This is a genomic window from Vreelandella hamiltonii (genome assembly GCF_014651775.1).
Taxonomy (GTDB): Bacteria; Pseudomonadota; Gammaproteobacteria; order Pseudomonadales; family Halomonadaceae; genus Vreelandella; species Vreelandella hamiltonii.
On record NZ_BMXN01000002.1, the window covers coordinates 185,455 to 205,915 of the forward strand.

The window sequence follows — 20,461 nt, forward strand, 5'->3', positions numbered from 1 at the left end:
AAGTATGGGCAATGGGGCGGGCAGTGGCGTGGGCGAGCTGGAGAGCCGCCTGCTCAAGACCGGCGCGGAACGCCTGGCACTGCTGGGCAGGCACGCCGAACGGCTGATGCAGGCCTACACACGCGACGACGTACCGCTGGAAGGCCTGAGCGACGGTGCGCTGCGCAAACTGCTGGCCGCCCGAGTGCTGTGGCGGCCCGACGAGCAGAGCGGCGTCAAACTCTCGCCCAAGGTGCGCGACCTGATCGCCGAAATGCTCGCCGACGAAACCCGCCGCCACGTCAATGCCGATGTGGCCGAAACCCTGGAGCTGATTCGTACCCAGGTAGATAGCTACCGGGAAGCCCGCAGCAAGGGCGAACACTGGCGCCAGGAACAGCAGCTACTGCGCCTGCGCCAGGAGGTAGACGACCTCAACGGCCGCTTTGCCGACGCCATCGACAGCCTGTGGCAGCGGCTCAACAGCGATTTCGGCTTCGTCAGCCAGCTCAACGACAAGATCCGCGAGAACGACCGCGCCCAGAAGCAGATCGTGCGCCTGCTCGACGGCCTCGCGCTGATCGACTTCGACGAGCTGATCGCCCTGGTGGGCAGCGACGGCAGCCTACGCAAGCTGCTCATCAGCCAGCTCCAGAACCGCTTGAGCCACCACTACACCAGCCTGCGGGAAGTGCAGCGGCGGCTGATCGAACTCATGGCCCGCTTCCGCAAGCAGCAGGCCCGCAGCCGCCTGATGACCGGCATGGCCGCCTTCATGCGCGAACACCCGGGCTTCGTGCCCGGCAACTACGCCCAGCGCAGCGAGGTGCCCGCGCTGTTCAACCGCGCCGCACCGCTCAACGCCGCCGCCGCCCCAGCGCTGGACCGCCCCCTGGACACCCGGGTACTGGCTGAGCTGCTGCATGAGCTGCCCGCCCCACGCCACGCCGCGCAGAACGTCGCCGTGGCCAACGCCGTGCAGCTCGCCGAAGAGAGCCTGGCCGCCGCACGCCAGCAGGCCCTCAAGCTGGACGTCGAACGCTTCTACCTCGCAGTGCTCGACCAGCCGCCTGCCGAGCCGGTCAGCGCCCTGGCCTACCTGCAACAGAGCGGCCTGGAGTGGGCAGATGAAATCTGGCTGTTTCAGGTGATCGCCGAATACCAGGGCCTGCCGCGCCGCGAGCAGCAGGCCTTTCGCCTTCACCAGGAAGAGAGCAGGGCCAGCGCCTATAACGACCTGCGGTTGATTCATGATGTGGCCCTGGCGGTGGCGGTATGAACCTGCCCAGCCGCGCACGGGCAGGGCTCAACGGCGTGGCCCGGGAACTCAACCGCCAGCCCACGGTGGAGAAGCCCCGCCGCCAGTGGGTGGAAGACGTGGTGGCCTGGTGCCGCCAGCAGGATATCGATCTCGGCTTGCGGCTTTCCAGCCAGACCCTGCGCTTCGATGCCGAGCTGCTGGCGCAGATCGATAGCGTTCTGGCCAGCGCCCACCTCGCCCCGCTGGGCCGCTCGCTCAGCGGCCTGAGCAGCACCGCCCAAGCCAAAGAGGGCGTAGAGGAGGACAAAGCCACCCGCGAAGGCCCCCGCGCCTGGCGCGTACTGCTCAACCTGCCGCCCCAGCCCACACCAGGGCTTTCCAACGAGCCGCGCTGCAGTCGCGACGTGGACGTTCGCAACCTCACGCTGGGGGCCTTCGGCGCGCTGGTGCAGGTGGAAAACCTCGACAGCTTCTACGCTTTCAACCCGAACATCAGCGCCCTCAGCGGCTACGCCCAGCCGCTCATCGCCTACCGAGGCGACAGCCACTACGGCGGCGGCTTCGCCCACTTGGCCGAGGTATGGCGCAAAAACCGCAGGCCGCACCTCTACGCAGGCGACTTCGACGCCAAGGGTGTTACCCTCGCGCTGGACAGCGGCGCCACACACCTGCTGCTCCCCGACATGGCATGGCTCACCCAACACGCCACCCCCCTGCACCAGCCCGCCGGGCAGCTCCCCTACCAACGGCGCCTGCGCCAGCTCCACGTCAGCCTACCGGCCCAACACCCGCTAAGGCCCTACCTCACGCTGCTGGAAAAACAGCGGGGGCTTAAGCAGCAGTGGTTTGAGGGGGACGTGGTGGCGGTGGGGGTTGGTTAGCGGCTTGTGGGCTTTGTATGGTGCATCCGCCGCGCAGTGCGTTTCTGGTAATTTAATGAGTCAAAGCAAAACGCGCCAGCATGCGAATGTTGGCTTTATCGCCGAAATTCGCATGCTGTAGAATCAGTGGGTAGGTTCGATTTGGTGGCTATGAAACCTCAGTCATTGTGATGTCGCGTTCATTGAGGTTTCATGGCAGGGCGTTTAATCACTGTTAGATTTTAAGGAGGTTTCATGGATGGCAGTGGCTCAGGATATAATATCCAGTCTCATAGACTGAACTCTGGCGACACTATGCGCTTCCATAATCACCAGAGTTCGCCGCTGAGAATTAGAGTTACCACCGAATGTGGAACGCAGACGGAGACCGAGTTGCATCCAGGAGCGGTATTCACTTTGAAGGTGGGGAATGCGCCGGCGAACGTAGACATGTTACCTCCTGAGGATGAGTACACGGGCTTAAAGTCAGTCGACTGAGCAGGTGGGCGTAAGGTTAGACTCGGTACGAAAATCTAACCAGTCATTCTAGTTCATTCCGGCCCTGGCGGGCCTCCACCGGACGCCCTTTTCTCCGCTTCGCTGCGTTAAGTTCGCCGCTGAACATTGGCGTTATGGCTTCAATTAAGCATGGGGGGATGCATGAACAATGAGCTTGACCTGGAGTTGTTCTCTAGATTGAGAGCCTCAGTATCTGGGACCGTCGAACCTGACATAGACAAAGAAATTATGTTAGCAGGGCAGTCAATCCATAGATGGTTAAAATATTGCCTGTACCATTACTCTAACTTGCCGCACTCAAGTGATCGACCAGACCTTGTGCTAGACCGGATTGGGCAATACCGGAGAGGCGGGGAGAGTGTTGAGTATCGCTATGTATATGAAGCAAACATAATTGGATTTCTAAATAGCCTTCATGCGCTCCTTGATTCATTTCCCCATTTGCTGAATTTGGTCATTCCCACAAAGCCCACTCTTAGGCCTAGCAATATTAGATGGAGCGAAGACTTCATAAACCGGTATGAAAGTCATGTTTTCTATAGCGCGCTAAAGGGTTTTATGATTGAAAAAAGCTTCAACGTCGTTAAATCATACGTCAATATTGCAAAACATAGGCACCTAATCAGAGTTGCTAATAACTGGGATGTTTTGGAGTTTGAAGAGTTCGAAGCCAAGTTGCCAGTTGTTGATGATAGAGGAAAAATCGTCTACCGCACTTCGCATATTCATAGAAGGGATGCCGTTCAGTTTCTGATGGAGTGTCATGACGAGCTGGTTCCAAAGTTTTTTGATTTGTGCAGAGATGTTACGAGTTCGTGCGGCTTTCACAGTGTAGTGGGTCCATAACCATGCCAGACACGGAGACGGTTACTGCATTGCGGCTGCGCCTCCATTCCGAAGCCGCCCGTGCTGAGCGGCGTTGAGGCTGTAGAAAAAAACCTTTGACAGCCAGGTTTTGGTAGGATCGGGAAAACAGACGAGGAGTGGTAAGCATGCCGCGCTTCAAGGTTTACAATCACAATCAGAACGCCATGGCGGTGATGAATTACCAGCATTCGCTCCAGCCCGAGATGTAGATCTGTTGCAAGACCAGCCTCACCGGCAAAGCTTTTCTTTGATACTGTACCGCATGATACCTCGCTGACAGGCCTTATAGTTCGATGTGCCCGATGTTAGGACAAGCGTTGTTGATTTCAATTTTGGCGATGAGCGCTAGACGGTTGTTGCGCGGTGCGCATCATGCTATGGTTTCTTCATGATTAAATCATTCCGGCACAAAGGGCTGAAACGGTTCTACTCGACTGGCAGCACCGCTGGCATACAGCCGGATCATGCCAAGAAGCTACGTATGCAGCTTCTTGCTCTGGATACCGCCACTTCAGTCGAAGATATGAACATCCCTGGCTTTAGGCTTCACCCATTGAAAGGGAAAGACAAAGGGCGATGGTCGATTTGGGTGAACGGAAATTGGCGTATGACGTTCGAATTTCAGGACGGCAACGCCTACATTCTTGATTATGAGGATTATCACTAATGACGATGCATAATCCGCCGCATCCTGGTGAATTTATTCGGGAAGTGTATCTGGAACCCTTTGGCATTAGCTCGCGTCAGCTTGCTTCGAGTCTGGGCGTTTCACCGTCCACGTTGTCCCGGCTGCTCAAAGGAGAAAGTGGCATTAGCCCGGAAATGTCGCTGCGCCTTTCCAAAGTGCTGGGGCGTAGCCCTGAGAGCTGGTTGGCGATGCAGGATATGCATGATCTCTGGGTGGCGCGGAGTACGGTCAATCTGGATGGCCTCCATCCACTGGAATTTAACGCCGCTTGATAAGCGTTTGACATGGCGGCTTTGCCTCCATGAGGTTGCCGCATCCTGCCAGTGTTAAAAGCCGGTGATCGCCAGGTCCAGAGCCCCGACAATTTGGTCTCTAACATGCGAGAGAGAGCCGATGGGATTCTGGAGATGTTTTTCAGGCACCGACGAAATCTGTGGCGTTAACAGCAACAGCGCCTGATCGCCAAAGCTGATTTCTGGAGTGAGTCCTTGCAGGGTGTCGTTGCCGAAGGTGGAACGGTTGCCCAGCGGGATGACGATGCGAGTGGCCAGTTCGCTTAGCAAACTGCTTTGCACATCCACAAGGTAGGGGTAGTGCGCTTTGCTGGTTTTGCTTGGATTAGGGTATACATCGAACTGTGCCATTAAAATTCCCTGAATTCGTCGCCAAAGCATCCGTGTCGTTCGACAAAATCGTTATAACTTTTTATCGCAGCTCGATTTTCTTCGACCCATCGTTGTGCTTCGCATTTGGCAAGCTCTTCTTTCAGCGCTCGCTCCAGGGTGGCAGACAAGTTAATGTTCAATTCACGTGTCCTGCGCAGCAAGTCGCTATTGATGGAGAGATTCGCTGCTTTTTTGGGGGCGGCTGCATCGTAGAGTTCGGCCATCGTCGTCTCCTGGTGGCTCTTGATGTATCGTCTGATTTTATGCGCATGGTAATGCGCATTCAAGCACGCCTCGTTGCTTCGAACGTCATCCCTTAACGCTCATTGTTGACTCGCCAATAAGATATGAACCTACTCTTCCTCGGTACTTCCGCAGGCGTGCCTACCAAACAACGCAACGTCTCTGCCATCGCCTTGCAAGAGAGCAAGGGCAAGGGTTGGTATCTGGTCGATTGCGGGGAGGGCACTCAGCACCAGGTGTTGCACACCAGGCTGTCGTTTCATTCGCTGAAGGCCATTTTGATTACCCATGTGCACGGCGACCACTGCTACGGGCTGCCGGGCATTCTGGCCAGTGCGGCCATGGGTGGGCGCACGGCGCCGCTGACCCTTGTGGCACCCAAGGGTATCCAAACCTGGCTGGAAACCACCTGTGCGGTCACCCAGCTCTGCCTGCCCTTCGCGCTGGAGTTCATCTGCGCCGATGACCTGCCCAGCATCGAATTCGAGAACATGGCGGTGGAAACGAGTGCGCTTTCCCATCGCGTGCCGTGCTACGCCTATACGTTCACCGAGCGCAACGTGGAGGCCGCCCTGGACGTGGGTAAATTGGATCGGCACGGCATTCCCAGAGGGCCGTTGTGGGGGCAGTTGAAGCAGGGGAGGGAGGTAGCATTCGAGGGCAAGCCGCTGCGCAGCCAGGATTACCTGCTGTTCAAACACGCCCCCAGAAAAGTGGTGATTGCCGGGGACAACGACCAGCCCGAGCTGTTGGCGCAAGCCTGTGCCGGGGCGCAGGTGCTGGTACACGAAGCCACTTACACCGAAGCGATGGCCGAGAAAGCCGGTGAGGTAGGGCATAGCTACGGCAGGCAGGTGGCGGCGTTTGCCGAGCAGGTCGGCTTGCCCCACCTGGTGTTGACCCACTTCAGCCCCCGCTACCCGCTCATTTCCCATACCGTGCCTTCCATCGCGGATATCCAACGCGAGGCACAAAGCGTTTACTCAGGCGCGCTCTTCCTGGCGCAGGACTTTAGCGAGTACCACCTGGATAAAGCGGGCCATGTCACCGAGCAAACCCAGGAGCCGCCTGGTTAATCGTTGCTTGCAAGTGAGTTTGGCGTTGGACTTGGCGGTGCGGTCTCGGCATAGTGCCCCTCGAAGAGTACGACTTAAGTCGCTGGGTAAAGGGCTGACGTACCGTTGCATTCCACCATGAAGGGCCATGACCAGCATGTCTGAGCAAGACAGGATCTATGAAAGCATTGCGTCGCGCATGAACGGGTTTCTGTACCGCTGCCGCAACGATGAGCACTACACCATGCTGAACCTGAGCGGCAGGGTTCAGGAGCTGACGGGCTATGCCAGCCATGATTTGATCGGCAACCGCCAGCAATCTTACGTGGCGTTGATTCATGCTGAGGATGCGCCGGGGCTGGATCAGGCCATCGAGCGGGCCATCGCCGCCGACAAGAACTGGCACGCCGATTATCGGGTGCGCTGTAAAGATGGCCGCCTGCGCTGGGTGAGCGAGTACGGCGGTGCCGTGAAAGATGACCAGGGCAACGTCATCTGCCTTGAAGGGGTGGTCACCGACATTCAGCAGCGGCGGCAAAGTGAAGAGCAGCTGGGCACCATCAGCCGCGACATTGCCACCGAAACCGAGAAAATTGCCCATTCACTGAAGATGCTGCAACTGCTCAGCATCAATGCGGGTATCGAAGCGGGGCGGGCAGGCGAGGCTGGCAAAGGTTTCGCGGTGGTTGCCGAGCACGTGCGCCGCCTGGCGGATGACACCAGCAGCTCGGCAAAAGTGATTACGGGATTGATGAAGCAATTAAGAGAGTTGCAGGATTGAGCGGATTTTCGCACTGAAAGGGATACCGTCATGCGTAGTTTCGACCTGAGCGACGAGAGCGGCGTACTGAGAACGTCCATTGCCGTCACGCTGGTGATTGCGGGGCTGGGCATCGGCTTTGGCCTGATGTCGGGGTCGTTTTCGATCATGTTCGACGGCATCTATGCCCTGGTGGATGCCAGCATGAGCCTGCTCTCGTTGCTGGTGGTCAACCTGATTACCTCGTTCGTGTCGTCGAAAGGGCTGTCGCGCAAGCTGAGAGAGCGCTTTTCCGTGGGCTTCTGGCACCTGGAGCCCATGGTGCTGGGGGTCAACGGCACGCTGCTGATTGGCGTGGCGGTGTATGCCCTGGTCAACGCCATCAGCAGCCTGCTGGAAGGCGGGCGCGAGCTGGAGTTTGGCTGGGCAATCGTCTACGCGGTGATCACCCTGGTGGCGTGTGTTGCCACCGCTATCGTGGAGGCTCGCGCCAATCGCCGTATCGGCTCTGACTTCGTGCGCCTGGACGTGCGGGGCTGGATCATGTCGGCAGGCATCACGGCGGCGCTGCTGGTGGCGTTCTCGCTAGGCTATCTGGTGCAGGGCACGTCGTGGGAGTCGATCTCGCCCTACATCGACCCGGCGGTGCTGGCGGTGGTGTGCGTCATCATCATTCCGCTGCCGATTTCCACCGTGCGCCGCGCGTTGGCGGATATCTTCCTGGTCACCCCGAGCGCCTTGAAGCAGCATGTGGATCAGGTGGCACAGGCTTTCGTGCAACAGCACGGGTTTACCACCTACCGCGCCTATATTGCGCGGGTGGGTCGCTCCAGGGAAATCGAGCTCTACTTTATCGTCCCCGCCGATGCGCACCCGCGCACCATTGGCGAATGGGATGCCCTGCGTAACGAAGTCAGTGACTTGCTGGGCGACGAAGGGCCGCACCGCTGGCTGACGGTCGTGTTTACTGGAGACCTGGAGTGGGCGGACTGAGGCAGTGGCATGGCCCCATCTGCCGGATGTTACCCATGATGAATGAACCCAAAGGAGACACCCCATGCAAAAGGTAAGAATCGATCTGGTATCCGATGTGGCCTGCCCGTGGTGTGCGATTGGCTATCGGCGCCTGGAGCAGGCGTTGGAGGTGCTCGCTGGCGAGATCGAGGTCGAGCTGGTCTGGCAGCCTTTCGAACTGAATCGGGACATGCCGCCCGAGGGCGAGCCGATTCTGGAGCATCTGTGCCGCAAGTACGGCAAGGATGCGGCCACCATGGAACAGTCCCAGCGCGAGATCATGGCTGCCGCCGAAGCGCTTGGCCTGAATTTCCGTGGCGCGCTGGAGCGCCGAGCGAACAACACCTTCGCCGCGCACCGTGTGCTGGCCTGGGCCGGCACGCAGCACCAGGAAACGGCGCTGCAACTGGCGCTATTCGAGGCCTACTTCGGCGAGGCGAAAAATCCCGCCGACCCCTTGGTGCTTCGCGAAAAAGCCATCGAGGTGGGTCTGGATGGCGACACCGCCGAGGCCATCGCCCGCTCCGACCAATACGCCGAAGAAGTTCGTGAGGCAGAGCAGCGCTTCATGGACATGGGCGTCAGTGCCGTGCCGGGCTTCATTCTCGATGGCCGCTACCTGATTTCCGGCGCCCAGCCCGCCGATGTGCTGGTCGATGCGTTGCGTCAGGTGGCCGAGGAAAACGCCAGCGGCTAATGTGTGAAAAGCGCTGCCTGAAGTATGGGCAGCCTTCGCTGCACAATGTTTCCAGGCCTCGAAAAGGTGAATGAATCCATGAAAACCATCGGCTTGATCGGGGGCATGAGCTGGGAGTCCACCCAAACCTACTACCGCCTCGTCAACCAGCATGTGCGCACGGCGCTGGGCGGGCTGCACTCTGCCAGGGTGGTGCTGTACAGCGTGGATTTTGCCGACATCGAGGCGCTGCAGCATCAGGGTAACTGGGAGGCGACTGCCGAGATATTGGCAGCGGCGGGCAGCGCGGTGGAGGCCGCGGGGGCCGATTGTCTGGTGCTGTGTACCAACACCATGCACAAGGTTGCCGAGCCGCTGGAAGCGGCGGTCTCCATTCCGCTGTTGCATATCGCCGATGCCACGGCCTGGGTGCTGCAGCGCCAGGGCATTACCTGCGTAGGTTTGCTGGGCACGCGGTTCACCATGGAGCAGGCATTTTATATCGAGCGTTTGCAGCGCCACGGTATCGAGGTGGTGGTGCCCACCGAATCACAGCGCGAGCGCGTGCACACGGTGATCTACCAGGAGCTGTGCCTGGGCGTGGTGAAAGCAGAGGCCAAAACCGACTACCTGGAGATCATCGAGGCGCTTGCCGAGCTCGGCGCGCAAGGGGTGATTCTAGGCTGCACCGAAATCGGCCTGCTGGTTCAACAGGCCGACACTCCCGTGCCGCTCTTCGATACGACCGAGATCCATGCAGAGCAGGCGGTGCAGTGGGCGCTGGAAAGCCGCTAGCGAGATTGGCCTTCCAGGCGCTGTGTCACTCCAAAAACGCCCGCAGCGTATCGCTGGCTTGCTCGATGGCTACCACGCCATCCAGGTGGCCTCGGCTGCCTTCCAGCGTTTCTAGCGTCACCTCAGTACCGTCGGCTTCGATCAGCTCGGCGGTGCGGCGTACGCCCTCGGGGGCGAAGACCAAGTCGTTCTCGCTATACAGCATCAATGTGGGGGCTTCGATGGCGGCCAGCCCCGCTTCCAGCGAGTCGCCGTATCCAGCCATGAAGGTCTGGTTGGCGCGCACCAGGTAGAGCAGGTGGTTGGCATCGGAAAGCGCCGCACGGGCGGCGGCGATGTCATCCAGGGTTTGTTCGATGGCATAGCGGGCGGTGATGTCCTGGGCGGGGTCGCGCGCGTCGTCGGCCCAGTCGCGGTTGAACGCTTCGTTGGCCCACTGCCAGTGGTTGGCATTGAGCGTCACCAGCTTCAGCGCCTCTTTAAGCCCGTCGGTGGGCGGTTCGCCGTCGTAATAGTCGCCTTCGTTCCAGTGGGCATCCAGGCGAATCGGCGCGGCCCAGGCGCTGAGCGTGGCCAGCAGCCACGGGTCGGCCACACCGCCACCAATCACGGGAATCAACCGCTCGACCCGTTCTGGGTAAGCGCTGGCCCACTCGATGGCCTGCAAGGCACCCATGGAAGCGCCCATGACCGCATGCAGTGATTCAATGCCTTGGCTTTCCAGCAAGGCGCGCTGCACCTCGACAAAATCACGGATGGTCACGACGGGAAAATCCATGCCCCAGGGCTCGCCGGTATCGGGGTTAAGGGAGGCAGGCCCCGTGGTGATCACGTTCGGGTCGTTCGCCCCCAAATTGACCAGCGTATCGGACGAGATGATGTAGTACTCATCGGTATCCAGCGGCTTGCCAGGGCCAATGATGGCATCCCAGTAGCCGGTAGCCTCACCCTCGGCCTCGTAACGGCCTGCGGCGTGGCTGGTGCCTGAGAAGAAGTGAGTAATCAGAATGGCGTTATCGCGCGCCTCGTTCAGCTCGCCGTAGGCTTCCCAGCCCACCGCCACGTTGGGAATCGTCTCGCCGCCCTGGGTGGTAAAGCTCTCGATCTCGAACCGCTGCTTCTCGACCATGCCATCCCAGGCCCATAAGGGCGTGGCCAGCAACAGGCCAATGCTGGTGAACGAGGCGGCCGTTACTAGCGCGAATGGTTGCTTGCGTCGCATGCGCTTTCCTTTTTTGAGGGGTTATTGTGGTTGTTTTAGGGCTGCTTTCCGCAGCCACTCCCTCAGCATAGTCAGCTTCAGCCCACCTTGAACGGATTCAACCCATTGGCCTGCTGCATCATCATGCGTTTGGCAAACGGCACTCGCTCGGCGAGGTGCAGGCTGAGATCACCCAGTTGGCGGAGCGGCTTGGCCCCGGTGAAGAGGTGGTGGAAGCTGTCGGTGGCGGCAATCATCGCCTGGTTGGCCAAACGCCGGTGGCACTCGAAACGGTGCAGGCTGATGTGGTCGCCAGGGTCACGGCCTTTGATGATCAGCTCGGCCAGGGTGTCGGCGTCGTGCAGGCCGATGTTCAAGCCTTGACCTGCCAGCGGGTGCACCACGTGGGCGGCGTCGCCGATCAGCGCGAGCCGTTTGCCGATGTAGCGTTTGGCGTGCTGGCGCTTGATGGGGAAACTGGCCCGTGCCACCACCCGGGTCAATTTGCCCAGCCGTTTGGGGAAGGTGGTTTCTATGGCGTGTTGCAGGGCGTCGTTGGAAAGCTGTTCACGGGCCTTGGTGGCCTCATCGCTGTCGTACCACACCAACGAGGCGCGGTGGCCGGGCAGCGGCAGCATGGCCAGCGGGCCTGTGGGGGTAAAGTACTGCCAGCTGACATCCTGCTGGGGCAGCTCGGTCTCGACGTTGATGATCAGCGCCCGCTGGTGGTAGTCGTAGCTGCTGGTGGAGATGCCTGCCAGCTCACGCAGGGTTGAACGTGCGCCATCTGCGGCCACCATCAACCGGGCGCTGAGGGTCTTGCCGTTGTCCAGCTCCAGCAGCCGATGGGTGCTGGCGGCCAGCGTACTCACCGGGGCACACTGGGTGTAGCAAGTGACGCTGGGAAGCTGCTCCAGGCGCTGCCAAAGGGCGTACTGCAGGGCGCGGTTTTCGATGAAAATACCGAAATCGTTCATGCCGCTGTCGTGGGCCGAGAACAGCGAGTGACCGCTGCCATCCAGGTTGGAGACATCGATGTGCCGGAACGGGCAGCAGCGCTCTCCCGGCAGGACCGCACCGCTGGCTTTCACGAACGCCAGCGAGCGGGCGTTGAGTGATGAAATACGCAGGTCGTAATCGCCGCTGGGGGGCGTGGGAGCGCTGGCGCGCTCTACCAGGCCAACCGACATGCCCGCCTGGCCCAGCCTGGCCGCCAGGGCCGCGCCCACCATGCCGCCACCAACAATGACAATCTCGTGATCCCACTGCATGAGAGGCTCCTTAATCCGCTATCGAGGGCACATTGCATGTGCTTATATTGTCCTACAGTATCGTTGACTTGTCGCAGTATTGCCTAGGGTGATCCATTGACGCAGGCCGTGGAAAGTGTCGAAAAACGTGAGAGCAGCCAAGTGGCCGGGGAAGCACTGGCCGCCTTTATCAGGCGCTACCCCAAACTCTGGGTGATTACCGGGGCGGGCGTCAGCACCGACAGCGGCATCCCCGATTACCGCGATGCCGATGGCCAGTGGAAGCGCCCGCCGCCGGTGCAGCACGGCGATTTCATGAGTTCCTTCGCCGTTCGTCAGCGCTACTGGGCGCGAGCGCTGGTAGGCTTCAAGGCCATGCGTGAAGCCCAGGTGAGCGGCGCGCATCGTGCGTTGGCGAAGCTCGAGGCCATGGGCCATGTGGAGCTTCTCGTCACGCAAAACGTCGACCGCCTGCACCAGCGGGCGGGCTCGAAAAAGGTGATCGATCTGCACGGCAGGGCAGACGTGGTCGCCTGCATGGCCTGTGGCTACCAGATGATGCGCCACGCCATGCACAGTGAAATGGCCCGCATGAACCCCGCCTTCGCTGCGCTGGAGGCCCGCCACGCGCCGGACGGCGATGCGGATCTGGAAACCGATTTCTCCACCTTCGAGGTGCTGGACTGCCCGCGCTGCCGGGGCATCCTCAAACCGCAGGTGGTCTACTACGGCGATGTGGTCCCTCCGGCGCGGCGCCTGGCGGCTCAGGAGGCGCTGCAACGTGCCGACGCGGTGCTGGCAGTGGGTACGTCGTTGATGGTCTATTCCGGCTACCGGTTCTGTCGCGATGCCCACGCCATGGGCTTGCCCGTGGCCTCGCTGTCGTTGGGCGTGACCCGCGCCGATGCATTGCTGACCCACCAGTGGCGCGCACCGCTGACGCCGGTATTGGAGCAGGCAGTAGCCTGCTTGCAGAACGCTTAACGCGCTTTAGATACCCAAGGGTTGCCCTCGCTCCACAACCGCCAGGGGGCGTCGCGGTCGGCGGGCTGGGCGTAATCGATGCCCACGCGTGGGCCGCTGGCAACGGCGCCGGGTGGTTCGCCCGGTGAAATCCATAGCCCGTTCGTGGGGTCGTCGCGTTGCGTCATGTCGTGGCCGTAGAGGGCGTTGTCGATACGCAGTGCACGGGTGAGTTTGCCGGGGCCGTTGCTGAGATTGCGCCCCGCCACGCTGCGCCATGCCCGCATGGCAGGCTCGCCGATCACCGGCTCTACCGCTCGAATCAGTACCGCGCAGGGGTTGCCTTCCGGCTGTGTCACCACGTTCAGCAGCCAGTGCATGCCGTACACCAGATACACGTAGGCGTGGCCAGGTGGGCCAAACATCGCCTCGGTGCGCGGGGTTCGGCGCCGATGGGCATGGCAGGCGGAATCTTCCGAGCCCCGGTAAGCCTCGGTTTCCACGATGCGTGCTGCCATGAGTTCGCCATCGAGCTGGCGTACCAGTAAACAGCCCAGCAAATCGCGGGCGACCTCCAGCGTATCGCGATTGTAGAAGGCCTGGGGCAGGGGCGTGAAAGCCTCTTGTTCCATCGGTAATTTAATACGGGTTAAAGCGTCTCTATGCGGCATGCTATCGCCCATTACTTGAGTAAGCTGCTAGGGTATTCTGTAGGCCATTCATTGAACAGCGGAGTTGCCCGTGCTGACTTTCGAACACCAGTTCGCCACCTTGCCAGAACCGCTCTGGGCGGCCTGCCAGCCCACGCCCGTGGCGCAACCCACCCTGATCGCATTCAACGAACCCTTGGCCGTGGCGCTAGGCATGCAAACGCGGCCCGACGATGCCACGCTGGCCCAATGGTTCAGCGGTAACCGGCTACCGCCAGGGGCCGAGCCTAGAGCGCTGGGCTATGCCGGGCATCAGTTCGGTAATTTCGTGCCTCAGTTGGGCGATGGTCGGGCGCTGCTGCTGGGGGAGGTGGTGGATCAGCAGGGCCAGCGGCAGGACGTGCAGCTCAAGGGCAGTGGTCGCACGCCGTTTTCACGGGGCGGGGATGGGCGCTCGCCGCTTGGCCCAGTGCTGCGGGAATATCTGGTGAGCGAGTTCATGGCCGCCGTGGGCGTGCCCACCACTCGGGCGCTGGCGGCCGTGACCACGGGGGAGCGCGTGGTACGCCAGATGGCCGAGCCGGGGGCCATCCTGACCCGTGTGGCTCGCAGCCATATCCGCGTGGGCACCTTCCAGTTTGCTGCCGTGCGTCGCGATGAAGCGGTGCTGAAAGCGCTGGCCGACCATGTGATTGCTCGCCACTACCCAGAAACGGCCAATGCTGACGATCCGTACCTTGCCCTGCTGGAAGCCGTTACCGCCCGCCAGGCGGCGCTGGTGGCGCGCTGGATGAGCCTGGGCTTTATTCATGGCGTGATGAACACCGACAACTGCAGCATTGCTGGCGACACCATCGATTACGGCCCCTGCGCGTTTATGGAACAGTTCGACCCGCAGAAGGTGTACAGTTCCATTGACCAGGGCAGGCGCTACGCCTTCAATAATCAGCCGGGCATTGCTCAATGGAACCTGGCCCGCTTTGCCGAAACCCTGCTGCCGCTGATGTGGGAAGAGGGCGAGGCCGTTGTAGAGCAGGCCACCGAGGTGCTTCGCGGCTTTACCGCTCGTTTTGGCGCCGAGCAGCGCCGCCTGCATGCCGACAAGCTGGGCCTTGCTCCGGAAAGCGACCGCGCCGTAGCGCTGATGGAGGCACTGGAAACCCAGATGCATCAGGGCCGCATGGACATGACCGCGACGTTCGACGCGCTGACGCACTATGCCAAAACGCTGGGTGCCCAAGCCTTGAGCACGGGCATCCCAGCCCACTCCCAAAAAGAGGCGCTGCTGGCGCTGACCACTCAGCCAGATGGCTTTGCCGCTTGGCTGGCCGACTGGGAGAACGCCCAGCAAGCCAGCCAGCAGAGTGAGCGCCTGGAGGCCATGCGCCGCGCCAACCCGGTGGTGATTCCCCGTAACCATCGCATTCAAGCGGTGATCGACGCGGCAACAGAAGGTGATTTCGAGCCTTTCCACACGCTGCTCGCGGCGGTCACTCAGCCTTTCGATGAATCGGAAGCCGCGCGCCAACTGGCCGCCCCTGCCACGGCCAGTGAGCAGGTGCTGCGCACTTTTTGTGGTACGTGACGGTGGCACACCCTGTGATAAACTGTGCTTTTTTACAGGTAAGGGCGGAGGCAAGGTCGGCCTGTGCGCAAAATCATTCACTGCGACTGTGACTGCTTCTATGCGGCGGTCGAGATGCGCGACAACCCCGCGCTGGCGGAGATTCCCATTGCCATTGGCGGCAGTGTGGAGCAGCGCGGGGTGGTGGCCACCTGTAACTATCCTGCCCGCGCGTTTGGCATCCACTCCGCCATGCCCATGGCTCAGGCGCTCAAACGCTGCCCCCACCTCACGGTGATTCGTGGCGATATGGCAAAGTACAAGGCCGTGGCACGCCAGGTGTTTGCCATCTATCGCGATGTCACCGAACTGATCGAGCCGCTCTCGCTGGACGAAGCCTTTCTGGACGTCTCGGACGTCACCCAGTATCACGGCAGCGCCACCCGCATGGCAGAAGCCATTCGCCAGCGGGTGAAAGAGCAAGTCGGCATTACCGTGTCGGCGGGGGTGGCACCCAACAAGTTTCTCGCCAAGATCGCCAGCGACTGGCGCAAGCCCGATGGGCTGTTTGTCATCACGCCAGACGACATCGACGCCTTCGTGCAGCAGCTGCCGGTGAAAAAGATTCATGGGGTGGGGCCGCGTACCGCTGAAAAGCTGGCCGAACTGGGGATTCAAACGGGGGCGGATCTGCGCGCCCGGTCGCTGACCGAGCTGGTGGAGCGCTTTGGTCGCTTCGGCCATCGGCTGCACGAGCTTAGCCACGGGCGAGATGAGCGACCGGTCAAGACCCACCGCGAGCGCAAGTCGATCAGCACCGAACAAACCTACTCTCGGGACTTGCCGACCCTCGACGCCTGCCGCCATGAGCTGCCAGAGCTGATCAGCGACCTGGAGCGCCGCTACGCACGCCTCGACCCGGCACCCGCCGTGCGTGGGCTGATGGTGAAGGTGAAGTTCAACGACTTCACTCAAACCACCGTCGAACACGCCGACCCGGCGCCCGATCTGGAGCAGTTCGAAACCTTGCTGAACGTGGGCTGGGCCAGAGGTGAACGCCCCGTGCGCCTGTTGGGGGTGGGGTATCGGTTGGCGGAAGAGACGGCAGTCCAGCAGCTCTCGCTGTTTTAATTAGCCGGTTAACCCTTGGGTGGATTGACGGGTACTCAGGCTCGCGTTAAAACAGTTGTATGATAGGGCTTGCGTGACAGCCCTTATGTGATAGCCCTTATGTGATCGCCCCCGAACCGCCAGATGACCCACGAGCCCGCCATGCCTGCCGATGCCACCCAACGCCCCCGTTTAGTGTTTGCCCATGCCAACGGCTTTCCCGGCTTGAGTTACCGCAGCCTGTTAGAGCCGCTGGCGGAATCGTTCGATGTTCACCCGCTGGACCGCTTGGGCCACCACCCGGATTACCCGGTGAACCACAACTGGGGCAACCTGGTAGAGGAGCTGTTGAGCTACCTGCCCGACACAGATGCACCGCTCTTGGGGGTAGGGCATTCGCTGGGCGGCACGCTGATGGCCATGGCCGCCGACAAGCAGCCGGAGCGTTTTCGCGGTGTGATCATGCTCGACCCGCCGCTGATGCTGGGGCCAGACGCCTGGGCCATGAAAGCGGCCAAACGGTTTGGGTTCATGGACCGTATCACCCCAGCGGGTAAAACCAAGGGGCGGCGCACGGTGTGGCCCAGCCGTGAGGCCATGGCGACGTCGCTGCGGCGGCGAGGGCTGTTTCGTCGCTTTACCCCCGAGGCACTCAACGACTACATTGAAGCAGGCACACGGCTGCTGGACGATGGCAGCGCCGAGCTGACCTTCGACCCGCGCATCGAGCTGGAGATTTTCCGCCACCTGCCGGATCACCTCTCCGGCTTGCCCCAACGGGTAGGCGTACCCGTACAGCTAGTGGCTGGGCTGGAGTCGCACTTGATGACGCCATCGCGGGTCAAGCGCATCGCCCGCCGGGGGTTGCCGGTCAGTACGGTGCCGGGCACCCATATGTTTCCCATGGAGCACCCGGAGGAGACCCGCTCGGCGATTCTGGCCGCGTGGCAGCAGTTTCAAACAGCGTCGTCATAGGGCGCTCAAGGAGTCGATATGTACCTTTCCGTACAGCTGAGCTACTACCCGCTGGCCGATGATTTCAAGCCCGTGGTGAAAGAAGTGGTCAAACGCCTGGAGGCCACCGGGTTGGAAGTACACCCCAACCGAATGAGCACTCAGGTATTTGGCGAGTTCGATGAGGTGATGGCGGCACTCGGCGAGGTGATGAAGTGGTCGTTCGAGACCCACGGCAAAGCCGTGTTTACCGCCAACTTTTTGGAAGGTGATCGGCGGCCCCGGTAAATGAAACCCTCTCGCGCGTGATGTTCTTCATAGGGCTAAAAAAGCTCAATAGCTTGCCCAGCGTTTCCATCCCCCGTTCGCTGCGCTGGGTCCATGGGTGGCCATAGCTTAAGCGGATGCAGTGGCGAAACTGCTGGGTCGCGGAGAAAATCGGCCCAGGCGCGAGGCTAACGCCATGGTCGAGCGCTATACGAAACAGCTGAAGCGAATCGACGTGTTCGGGAAACTCCACCCAAAGGAAATAACCGCCCTTCGGGCGGGTAATGCGAGTTCCTGATGGAAAGTAGCGATCTGCTGCTGCCAGCATGCTGGCTTGCTGGGCTTCCAAGGCATGGCGTAGCTTGCGCAAATGGCGGTCGTAGGCACCGTGTTGCACGTAGTCAGCAATGGCGGCCTGGGCGGGGATTGAGGGGGAAATGGTGGTCATCAGCTTTAGCCGCGAGATCTCCTGAGCATAGCGACCGCCCGCTACCCAACCCACCCGATAGCCGGGTGCCAAGCATTTCGAAAAAGAGCTGCAGTGAATCACCAGGCCCTCATCATCAAAGGCTTTCACGGGGGTGGGTGGCGTGCTGCCAAAATAGAGCTCGGCATATACGTCATCCTCTAGCATGGGCACTTGGTACTGCTTGAGTAACTGGTAAAGCGTCTGCTTGCGCTCGTTGCTTAGGCTGGCACCGATGGGGTTCTGCAGGTGGCTCATAAACCAGCAGGCTTTGATGGGCAGCGCCGCTAATCGCTCTGCCAGCACCTCCAGGTCAATCCCTTCCCGAGGGTGAACCGGAATTTCCACCGCGCGAAGCTGGAGCCGCTCCAGTACCTGCAAGCTGGCATAAAAAGCAGGCGACTCAACGGCGACCAGGTCCCCCGGCTTGGTCACGCACTGCAGGGCAAGATTGAGCCCCTCCATCGCCCCATTGGTAATTACCAGCTCGTCCATCGGCAATTGAATGCCGCCCAGCACGTAACGTAAGGCAATTTGCCGACACAGGTCGGTATGCCCGGTGGTCATCTCGGCCACCACCTGTTGGGGCGAAAGTGCCCGCAACCCGCGCGTCATGCTGATACTCAAGCGAGAGAGCGGAAACAGTTCCGGGCTCGGGAAGGCCGAGCCAAACGGCACCGTTTGGTCATCCTGCAGTGAATCCAGCACCGAAAACACCAGCTCGCTGACCTTCACTTCTGCTGGGTCGGTGGGGCGTAGCGTGACGCGGGGTTCGTTGATCAGGCGCCGCGCATGTTCACGAACAAAGTAACCCGAGCGTGCCCGTGCGATGATCAGCCCTTGGTTTTCCAGTAAATAGTAGGCCTGAAACACCGTCGAAGGGCTAATGCCGTGATGGCGGCTCGCCTGGCGCACGGATGGTATGCGCTCGCCAGGGCCCAGTACGCCCTGGCGAATCAGTGTGGCTATTTCGTCGGCAAACTGTTCATAGCGTTTCATGGCTTAAATCCGCGGGTGCTAGGCGCTGGTGCTTTGGGTGATCGACAGGATCGATACTCTCAATCAACAGCATATCAAAACTGATACGGCTTTTTTCTCTAAAACTGCATCTGTTTTACTGGTTGTCCAGAAGGGCATAGTGGCAGCTCATTCGGTGAAGCCTCTCGACCGTACAGCTTGCCACTCTCTCTTTCCTGGATATCGGTATGACGCAACGCATTCCACTGCAAGACCTGACCACCGATGCAGCCGTTGAACACCATTCGCCTCAGGTGAAACCTGCGGGTCACTTGCCATCCAGATCTGGGCATATCTATGTGCGAGAGATACGGGGGTTTTTCCAGCGCATAAGGCGTTATTCCAACTGGCTGCTGATCGCGCTCTATGTGGGCCTGCCGTGGCTCCAGTGGGGTGACCGCCCCTTGGTGTGGTTTGACCTCTCTGCCCAGGAGTTTCACCTCTTTGCAGCGACGTTTTACCCTCAGGACTTTATCCTGCTGACCTGGATTCTGGTGCTGTGCGCCTTTGGTCTGTTTTTGATCACGGTGGCAGCGGGGCGAGTGTGGTGTGGTTATAGTTGCCCACAAAGCGTATGGACGTTTCTGTTTATTTGGTTTGAGCATCGGCTGGAAGGACCAAGACACCGTCGGATACGCCGCGATAATGCACCTGGCACGCTGGAGTCGTTATGGCGAAAAGGCGCCAAACATACCGCTTGGCTACTGATCGCGCTGGTAACGGGCATCACCTTCGTGGGTTACTTTACGCCGATGGTTGGGCTCGTGAAGGATCTCCTCAGCCTGGAGGTACACCCTTGGGCGCTTTTCTGGATTGGTTTTTTCACCCTGTTTACCTACCTGAACGCTGGCTGGTTGCGCCATCAGGTATGCCTGCACATGTGCCCCTATTCACGCTTTCAGTCGGTGATGTTCGATAGCGATACGCTGATCGTTTCTTACGATGTCGCCCGTGGTGAACCGCGTCGTGACCATCGAAAAGAGGTTGCGAAAGCGGTTGTTGGAGACTGTATCGATTGCGAACTGTGCGTTCAGGTATGCCCCACCGGGATCGATATTCGTGATGGCCTGCAGTATGAGTGTATCGGCTGTGCGGCATGTATCGATGCCTGCGATGGCGTGATGGCGCGTATCGATAAGCCGCTGGGCCTGATTCGCTACACTACCGAGCGCGCGTTGAAAGGCCAGCCTACGCGGTTTTGGCGCCCTCAGCTGTTTGCTTGTGCGGCCGTTCTGCTGTCTATGGTGATTTTGCTGATGGGGTTCTTGATCGCTCGAGTGCCTATTGATGTAGATATTGCTCGAGATCGTCAGACGCTATTTGAAAGTACGGCCGAGGGGCGCATTATCAACTACTACACCGTGACGCTGCGCAATCAGGATACGCAGGAGCAGCGATACGCGTTATCTGCCACTGGTTTGCCAGGTCTGCGCTTGCAAGGTGCCAGCACGCTCATCCTGGCCGCTAATGAGACGAGGCAGCTACGCGTATCGCTCGATGCTGAGGCGTCAGTGATGACCCAGCCGAGTCACCCGGTGGTGCTGCATATCACTGTGTTGGATGAGCCCGCGATTTACTACAGCAAGGAAACGCGGTTTTTAGGACCGGCTCGTCAGTAAGCGTGAGGCCAGGCAGTA

22 protein-coding genes are annotated in these 20,461 nt (G+C 60.3%); 16 read left to right on the forward strand and 6 right to left on the reverse strand.

What is annotated here, in order from left to right:
* Positions 1 to 4 precede the first annotated feature (4 nt).
* From IE091_RS02690 to IE091_RS02710, 5 genes are all read left to right on the forward strand, one after another.
* Positions 5 to 1,258, forward strand: a complete 1,254-nt coding sequence (locus IE091_RS02690; RefSeq protein ID WP_189462839.1) for a hypothetical protein — start codon at positions 5 to 7, stop codon at positions 1,256 to 1,258.
* Positions 1,255 to 2,121 carry a DUF7281 domain-containing protein gene (locus tag IE091_RS02695; RefSeq protein WP_189462737.1) on the forward strand — a complete coding sequence of 289 codons (867 nt, stop codon included), beginning with the start codon at positions 1,255 to 1,257 and terminating at the stop codon, positions 2,119 to 2,121. The genes IE091_RS02690 and IE091_RS02695 overlap by 4 nt, the downstream gene beginning before the upstream one ends.
* Before the next feature lie 639 nt (positions 2,122 to 2,760).
* Positions 2,761 to 3,465, forward strand: a complete 705-nt coding sequence (locus IE091_RS02700; protein ID WP_189462738.1) for a hypothetical protein — start codon at positions 2,761 to 2,763, stop codon at positions 3,463 to 3,465.
* Positions 3,466 to 3,874: 409 nt separating this feature from the next.
* Positions 3,875 to 4,153 (forward strand): type II toxin-antitoxin system RelE/ParE family toxin, encoded by a 279-nt coding sequence (locus tag IE091_RS02705; protein WP_139525088.1) that lies wholly within the window; start codon positions 3,875 to 3,877, stop codon positions 4,151 to 4,153.
* On the forward strand, positions 4,153 to 4,446 hold the full coding sequence (locus IE091_RS02710; RefSeq protein WP_096922277.1) for a HigA family addiction module antitoxin: 294 nt from the start codon (positions 4,153 to 4,155) through the stop codon (positions 4,444 to 4,446). Before IE091_RS02705 ends, IE091_RS02710 begins: the two co-directional genes overlap by 1 nt.
* A 54-nt stretch (positions 4,447 to 4,500) precedes the next feature.
* On the opposite strand, the gene IE091_RS02715 is transcribed toward IE091_RS02710, so the two are convergent.
* Entirely contained in the window at positions 4,501 to 4,818 is a 318-nt protein-coding gene (locus IE091_RS02715) for a CcdB family protein (protein WP_189462739.1), read from the reverse strand.
* Complete coding sequence (locus tag IE091_RS02720) at positions 4,818 to 5,063, reverse strand: type II toxin-antitoxin system CcdA family antitoxin (RefSeq protein ID WP_189462741.1); 246 nt, start codon at positions 5,061 to 5,063, stop codon at positions 4,818 to 4,820. The genes IE091_RS02715 and IE091_RS02720 overlap by 1 nt, the downstream gene beginning before the upstream one ends.
* Before the next feature lie 123 nt (positions 5,064 to 5,186).
* On the opposite strand from IE091_RS02720, the gene IE091_RS02725 reads away from it, so the two are divergent.
* The 5 genes from IE091_RS02725 (at position 5,187) to IE091_RS02745 (ending at position 9,382) form a co-directional block, all read left to right on the forward strand.
* Positions 5,187 to 6,158, forward strand: a complete 972-nt coding sequence (locus IE091_RS02725; protein ID WP_189462743.1) for a ribonuclease Z — start codon at positions 5,187 to 5,189, stop codon at positions 6,156 to 6,158.
* Positions 6,159 to 6,285: 127 nt separating this feature from the next.
* Positions 6,286 to 6,918, forward strand: a complete 633-nt coding sequence (locus IE091_RS18565; RefSeq protein ID WP_189462745.1) for a PAS domain-containing protein — start codon at positions 6,286 to 6,288, stop codon at positions 6,916 to 6,918.
* Positions 6,919 to 6,948: 30 nt separating this feature from the next.
* Entirely contained in the window at positions 6,949 to 7,890 is a 942-nt protein-coding gene (locus IE091_RS02735; protein ID WP_189462747.1) for a cation diffusion facilitator family transporter, read from the forward strand.
* Positions 7,891 to 7,954: 64 nt separating this feature from the next.
* Positions 7,955 to 8,608 (forward strand): DsbA family oxidoreductase, encoded by a 654-nt coding sequence (locus IE091_RS02740; protein ID WP_189462748.1) that lies wholly within the window; start codon positions 7,955 to 7,957, stop codon positions 8,606 to 8,608.
* Positions 8,609 to 8,686: 78 nt separating this feature from the next.
* Positions 8,687 to 9,382 (forward strand): aspartate/glutamate racemase family protein, encoded by a 696-nt coding sequence (locus IE091_RS02745; protein ID WP_189462750.1) that lies wholly within the window; start codon positions 8,687 to 8,689, stop codon positions 9,380 to 9,382.
* A gap of 25 nt (positions 9,383 to 9,407) precedes the next feature.
* Here IE091_RS02745 and IE091_RS02750 read toward each other — a convergent pair whose 3' ends face one another.
* Both IE091_RS02750 and IE091_RS02755 read right to left on the reverse strand, forming a co-directional pair.
* The gene (locus IE091_RS02750; RefSeq protein ID WP_189462752.1) at positions 9,408 to 10,604 is read right to left on the reverse strand and encodes an E22 family MetX-like putative esterase; all 1,197 of its coding nucleotides are present in this window, start codon (positions 10,602 to 10,604) and stop codon (positions 9,408 to 9,410) included.
* 77 nt (positions 10,605 to 10,681) lie between these two features.
* Positions 10,682 to 11,854: a UbiH/UbiF/VisC/COQ6 family ubiquinone biosynthesis hydroxylase gene (locus tag IE091_RS02755; RefSeq protein ID WP_189462754.1), complete on the reverse strand. Its 1,173-nt coding sequence runs from the start codon at positions 11,852 to 11,854 to the stop codon at positions 10,682 to 10,684.
* Positions 11,855 to 11,950: 96 nt separating this feature from the next.
* Here IE091_RS02755 and IE091_RS02760 point away from each other — a divergent pair, with 96 nt between their 5' ends.
* Positions 11,951 to 12,817 (forward strand): NAD-dependent protein deacetylase, encoded by an 867-nt coding sequence (locus IE091_RS02760; RefSeq protein WP_189462756.1) that lies wholly within the window; start codon positions 11,951 to 11,953, stop codon positions 12,815 to 12,817.
* Here IE091_RS02760 and IE091_RS02765 read toward each other — a convergent pair.
* Positions 12,814 to 13,428 (reverse strand): DNA-3-methyladenine glycosylase, encoded by a 615-nt coding sequence (locus IE091_RS02765; RefSeq protein WP_189462757.1) that lies wholly within the window; start codon positions 13,426 to 13,428, stop codon positions 12,814 to 12,816. The genes IE091_RS02760 and IE091_RS02765 overlap by 4 nt on opposite strands.
* A gap of 109 nt (positions 13,429 to 13,537) precedes the next feature.
* On the opposite strand from IE091_RS02765, the gene IE091_RS02770 reads away from it, so the two are divergent.
* The 4 genes from IE091_RS02770 to IE091_RS02785 all read left to right on the forward strand — a co-directional run bounded on the left by IE091_RS02770 (position 13,538) and on the right by IE091_RS02785 (position 17,362).
* Positions 13,538 to 15,031, forward strand: a complete 1,494-nt coding sequence (locus IE091_RS02770) for a protein adenylyltransferase SelO (protein ID WP_189462760.1) — start codon at positions 13,538 to 13,540, stop codon at positions 15,029 to 15,031.
* Between the two features lie 63 nt (positions 15,032 to 15,094).
* Positions 15,095 to 16,141 carry a DNA polymerase IV gene (dinB, locus tag IE091_RS02775; protein WP_189462762.1) on the forward strand — a complete coding sequence of 349 codons (1,047 nt, stop codon included), beginning with the start codon at positions 15,095 to 15,097 and terminating at the stop codon, positions 16,139 to 16,141.
* 141 nt (positions 16,142 to 16,282) lie between these two features.
* Positions 16,283 to 17,095 (forward strand): alpha/beta fold hydrolase, encoded by an 813-nt coding sequence (locus IE091_RS02780; protein ID WP_189462840.1) that lies wholly within the window; start codon positions 16,283 to 16,285, stop codon positions 17,093 to 17,095.
* Positions 17,096 to 17,113: 18 nt separating this feature from the next.
* Positions 17,114 to 17,362 (forward strand): YkoF family thiamine/hydroxymethylpyrimidine-binding protein, encoded by a 249-nt coding sequence (locus IE091_RS02785; protein ID WP_016914871.1) that lies wholly within the window; start codon positions 17,114 to 17,116, stop codon positions 17,360 to 17,362.
* Here IE091_RS02785 and mapR read toward each other — a convergent pair.
* Positions 17,322 to 18,806 carry a GntR family transcriptional regulator MpaR gene (gene mapR / locus IE091_RS02790; protein WP_308428114.1) on the reverse strand — a complete coding sequence of 495 codons (1,485 nt, stop codon included), beginning with the start codon at positions 18,804 to 18,806 and terminating at the stop codon, positions 17,322 to 17,324. The genes IE091_RS02785 and mapR overlap by 41 nt on opposite strands.
* A gap of 206 nt (positions 18,807 to 19,012) precedes the next feature.
* On the opposite strand from mapR, the gene ccoG reads away from it, so the two are divergent.
* Positions 19,013 to 20,443 (forward strand): cytochrome c oxidase accessory protein CcoG, encoded by a 1,431-nt coding sequence (gene ccoG, locus IE091_RS02795; protein WP_189462764.1) that lies wholly within the window; start codon positions 19,013 to 19,015, stop codon positions 20,441 to 20,443.
* Positions 20,444 to 20,461 lie beyond the last annotated feature (18 nt).

Bases quoted from the DNA above. Each gene is read 5' to 3' on its own strand.
- IE091_RS02690 (WP_189462839.1), top strand. From the start codon at position 5: ATGGGCAATGGGGCGGGCAGTGGCGTGGGCGAGCTGGAGAGCCGCCTG.
- IE091_RS02695 (WP_189462737.1), top strand. From the start codon at position 1,255: ATGAACCTGCCCAGCCGCGCACGGGCAGGGCTCAACGGCGTGGCCCGG.
- IE091_RS02700 (WP_189462738.1), top strand. From the start codon at position 2,761: ATGAACAATGAGCTTGACCTGGAGTTGTTCTCTAGATTGAGAGCCTCA.
- IE091_RS02705 (WP_139525088.1), top strand. From the start codon at position 3,875: ATGATTAAATCATTCCGGCACAAAGGGCTGAAACGGTTCTACTCGACT.
- IE091_RS02710 (WP_096922277.1), top strand. From the start codon at position 4,153: ATGACGATGCATAATCCGCCGCATCCTGGTGAATTTATTCGGGAAGTG.
- IE091_RS02715 (WP_189462739.1), bottom strand. From the start codon at position 4,818: ATGGCACAGTTCGATGTATACCCTAATCCAAGCAAAACCAGCAAAGCG.
- IE091_RS02720 (WP_189462741.1), bottom strand. From the start codon at position 5,063: ATGGCCGAACTCTACGATGCAGCCGCCCCCAAAAAAGCAGCGAATCTC.
- IE091_RS02725 (WP_189462743.1), top strand. From the start codon at position 5,187: ATGAACCTACTCTTCCTCGGTACTTCCGCAGGCGTGCCTACCAAACAA.
- IE091_RS18565 (WP_189462745.1), top strand. From the start codon at position 6,286: ATGACCAGCATGTCTGAGCAAGACAGGATCTATGAAAGCATTGCGTCG.
- IE091_RS02735 (WP_189462747.1), top strand. From the start codon at position 6,949: ATGCGTAGTTTCGACCTGAGCGACGAGAGCGGCGTACTGAGAACGTCC.
- IE091_RS02740 (WP_189462748.1), top strand. From the start codon at position 7,955: ATGCAAAAGGTAAGAATCGATCTGGTATCCGATGTGGCCTGCCCGTGG.
- IE091_RS02745 (WP_189462750.1), top strand. From the start codon at position 8,687: ATGAAAACCATCGGCTTGATCGGGGGCATGAGCTGGGAGTCCACCCAA.
- IE091_RS02750 (WP_189462752.1), bottom strand. From the start codon at position 10,604: ATGCGACGCAAGCAACCATTCGCGCTAGTAACGGCCGCCTCGTTCACC.
- IE091_RS02755 (WP_189462754.1), bottom strand. From the start codon at position 11,854: ATGCAGTGGGATCACGAGATTGTCATTGTTGGTGGCGGCATGGTGGGC.
- IE091_RS02765 (WP_189462757.1), bottom strand. From the start codon at position 13,428: ATGGAACAAGAGGCTTTCACGCCCCTGCCCCAGGCCTTCTACAATCGC.
- IE091_RS02780 (WP_189462840.1), top strand. From the start codon at position 16,283: ATGCCTGCCGATGCCACCCAACGCCCCCGTTTAGTGTTTGCCCATGCC.
- IE091_RS02785 (WP_016914871.1), top strand. From the start codon at position 17,114: ATGTACCTTTCCGTACAGCTGAGCTACTACCCGCTGGCCGATGATTTC.
- mapR (WP_308428114.1), bottom strand. From the start codon at position 18,806: ATGAAACGCTATGAACAGTTTGCCGACGAAATAGCCACACTGATTCGC.
- ccoG (WP_189462764.1), top strand. From the start codon at position 19,013: ATGACGCAACGCATTCCACTGCAAGACCTGACCACCGATGCAGCCGTT.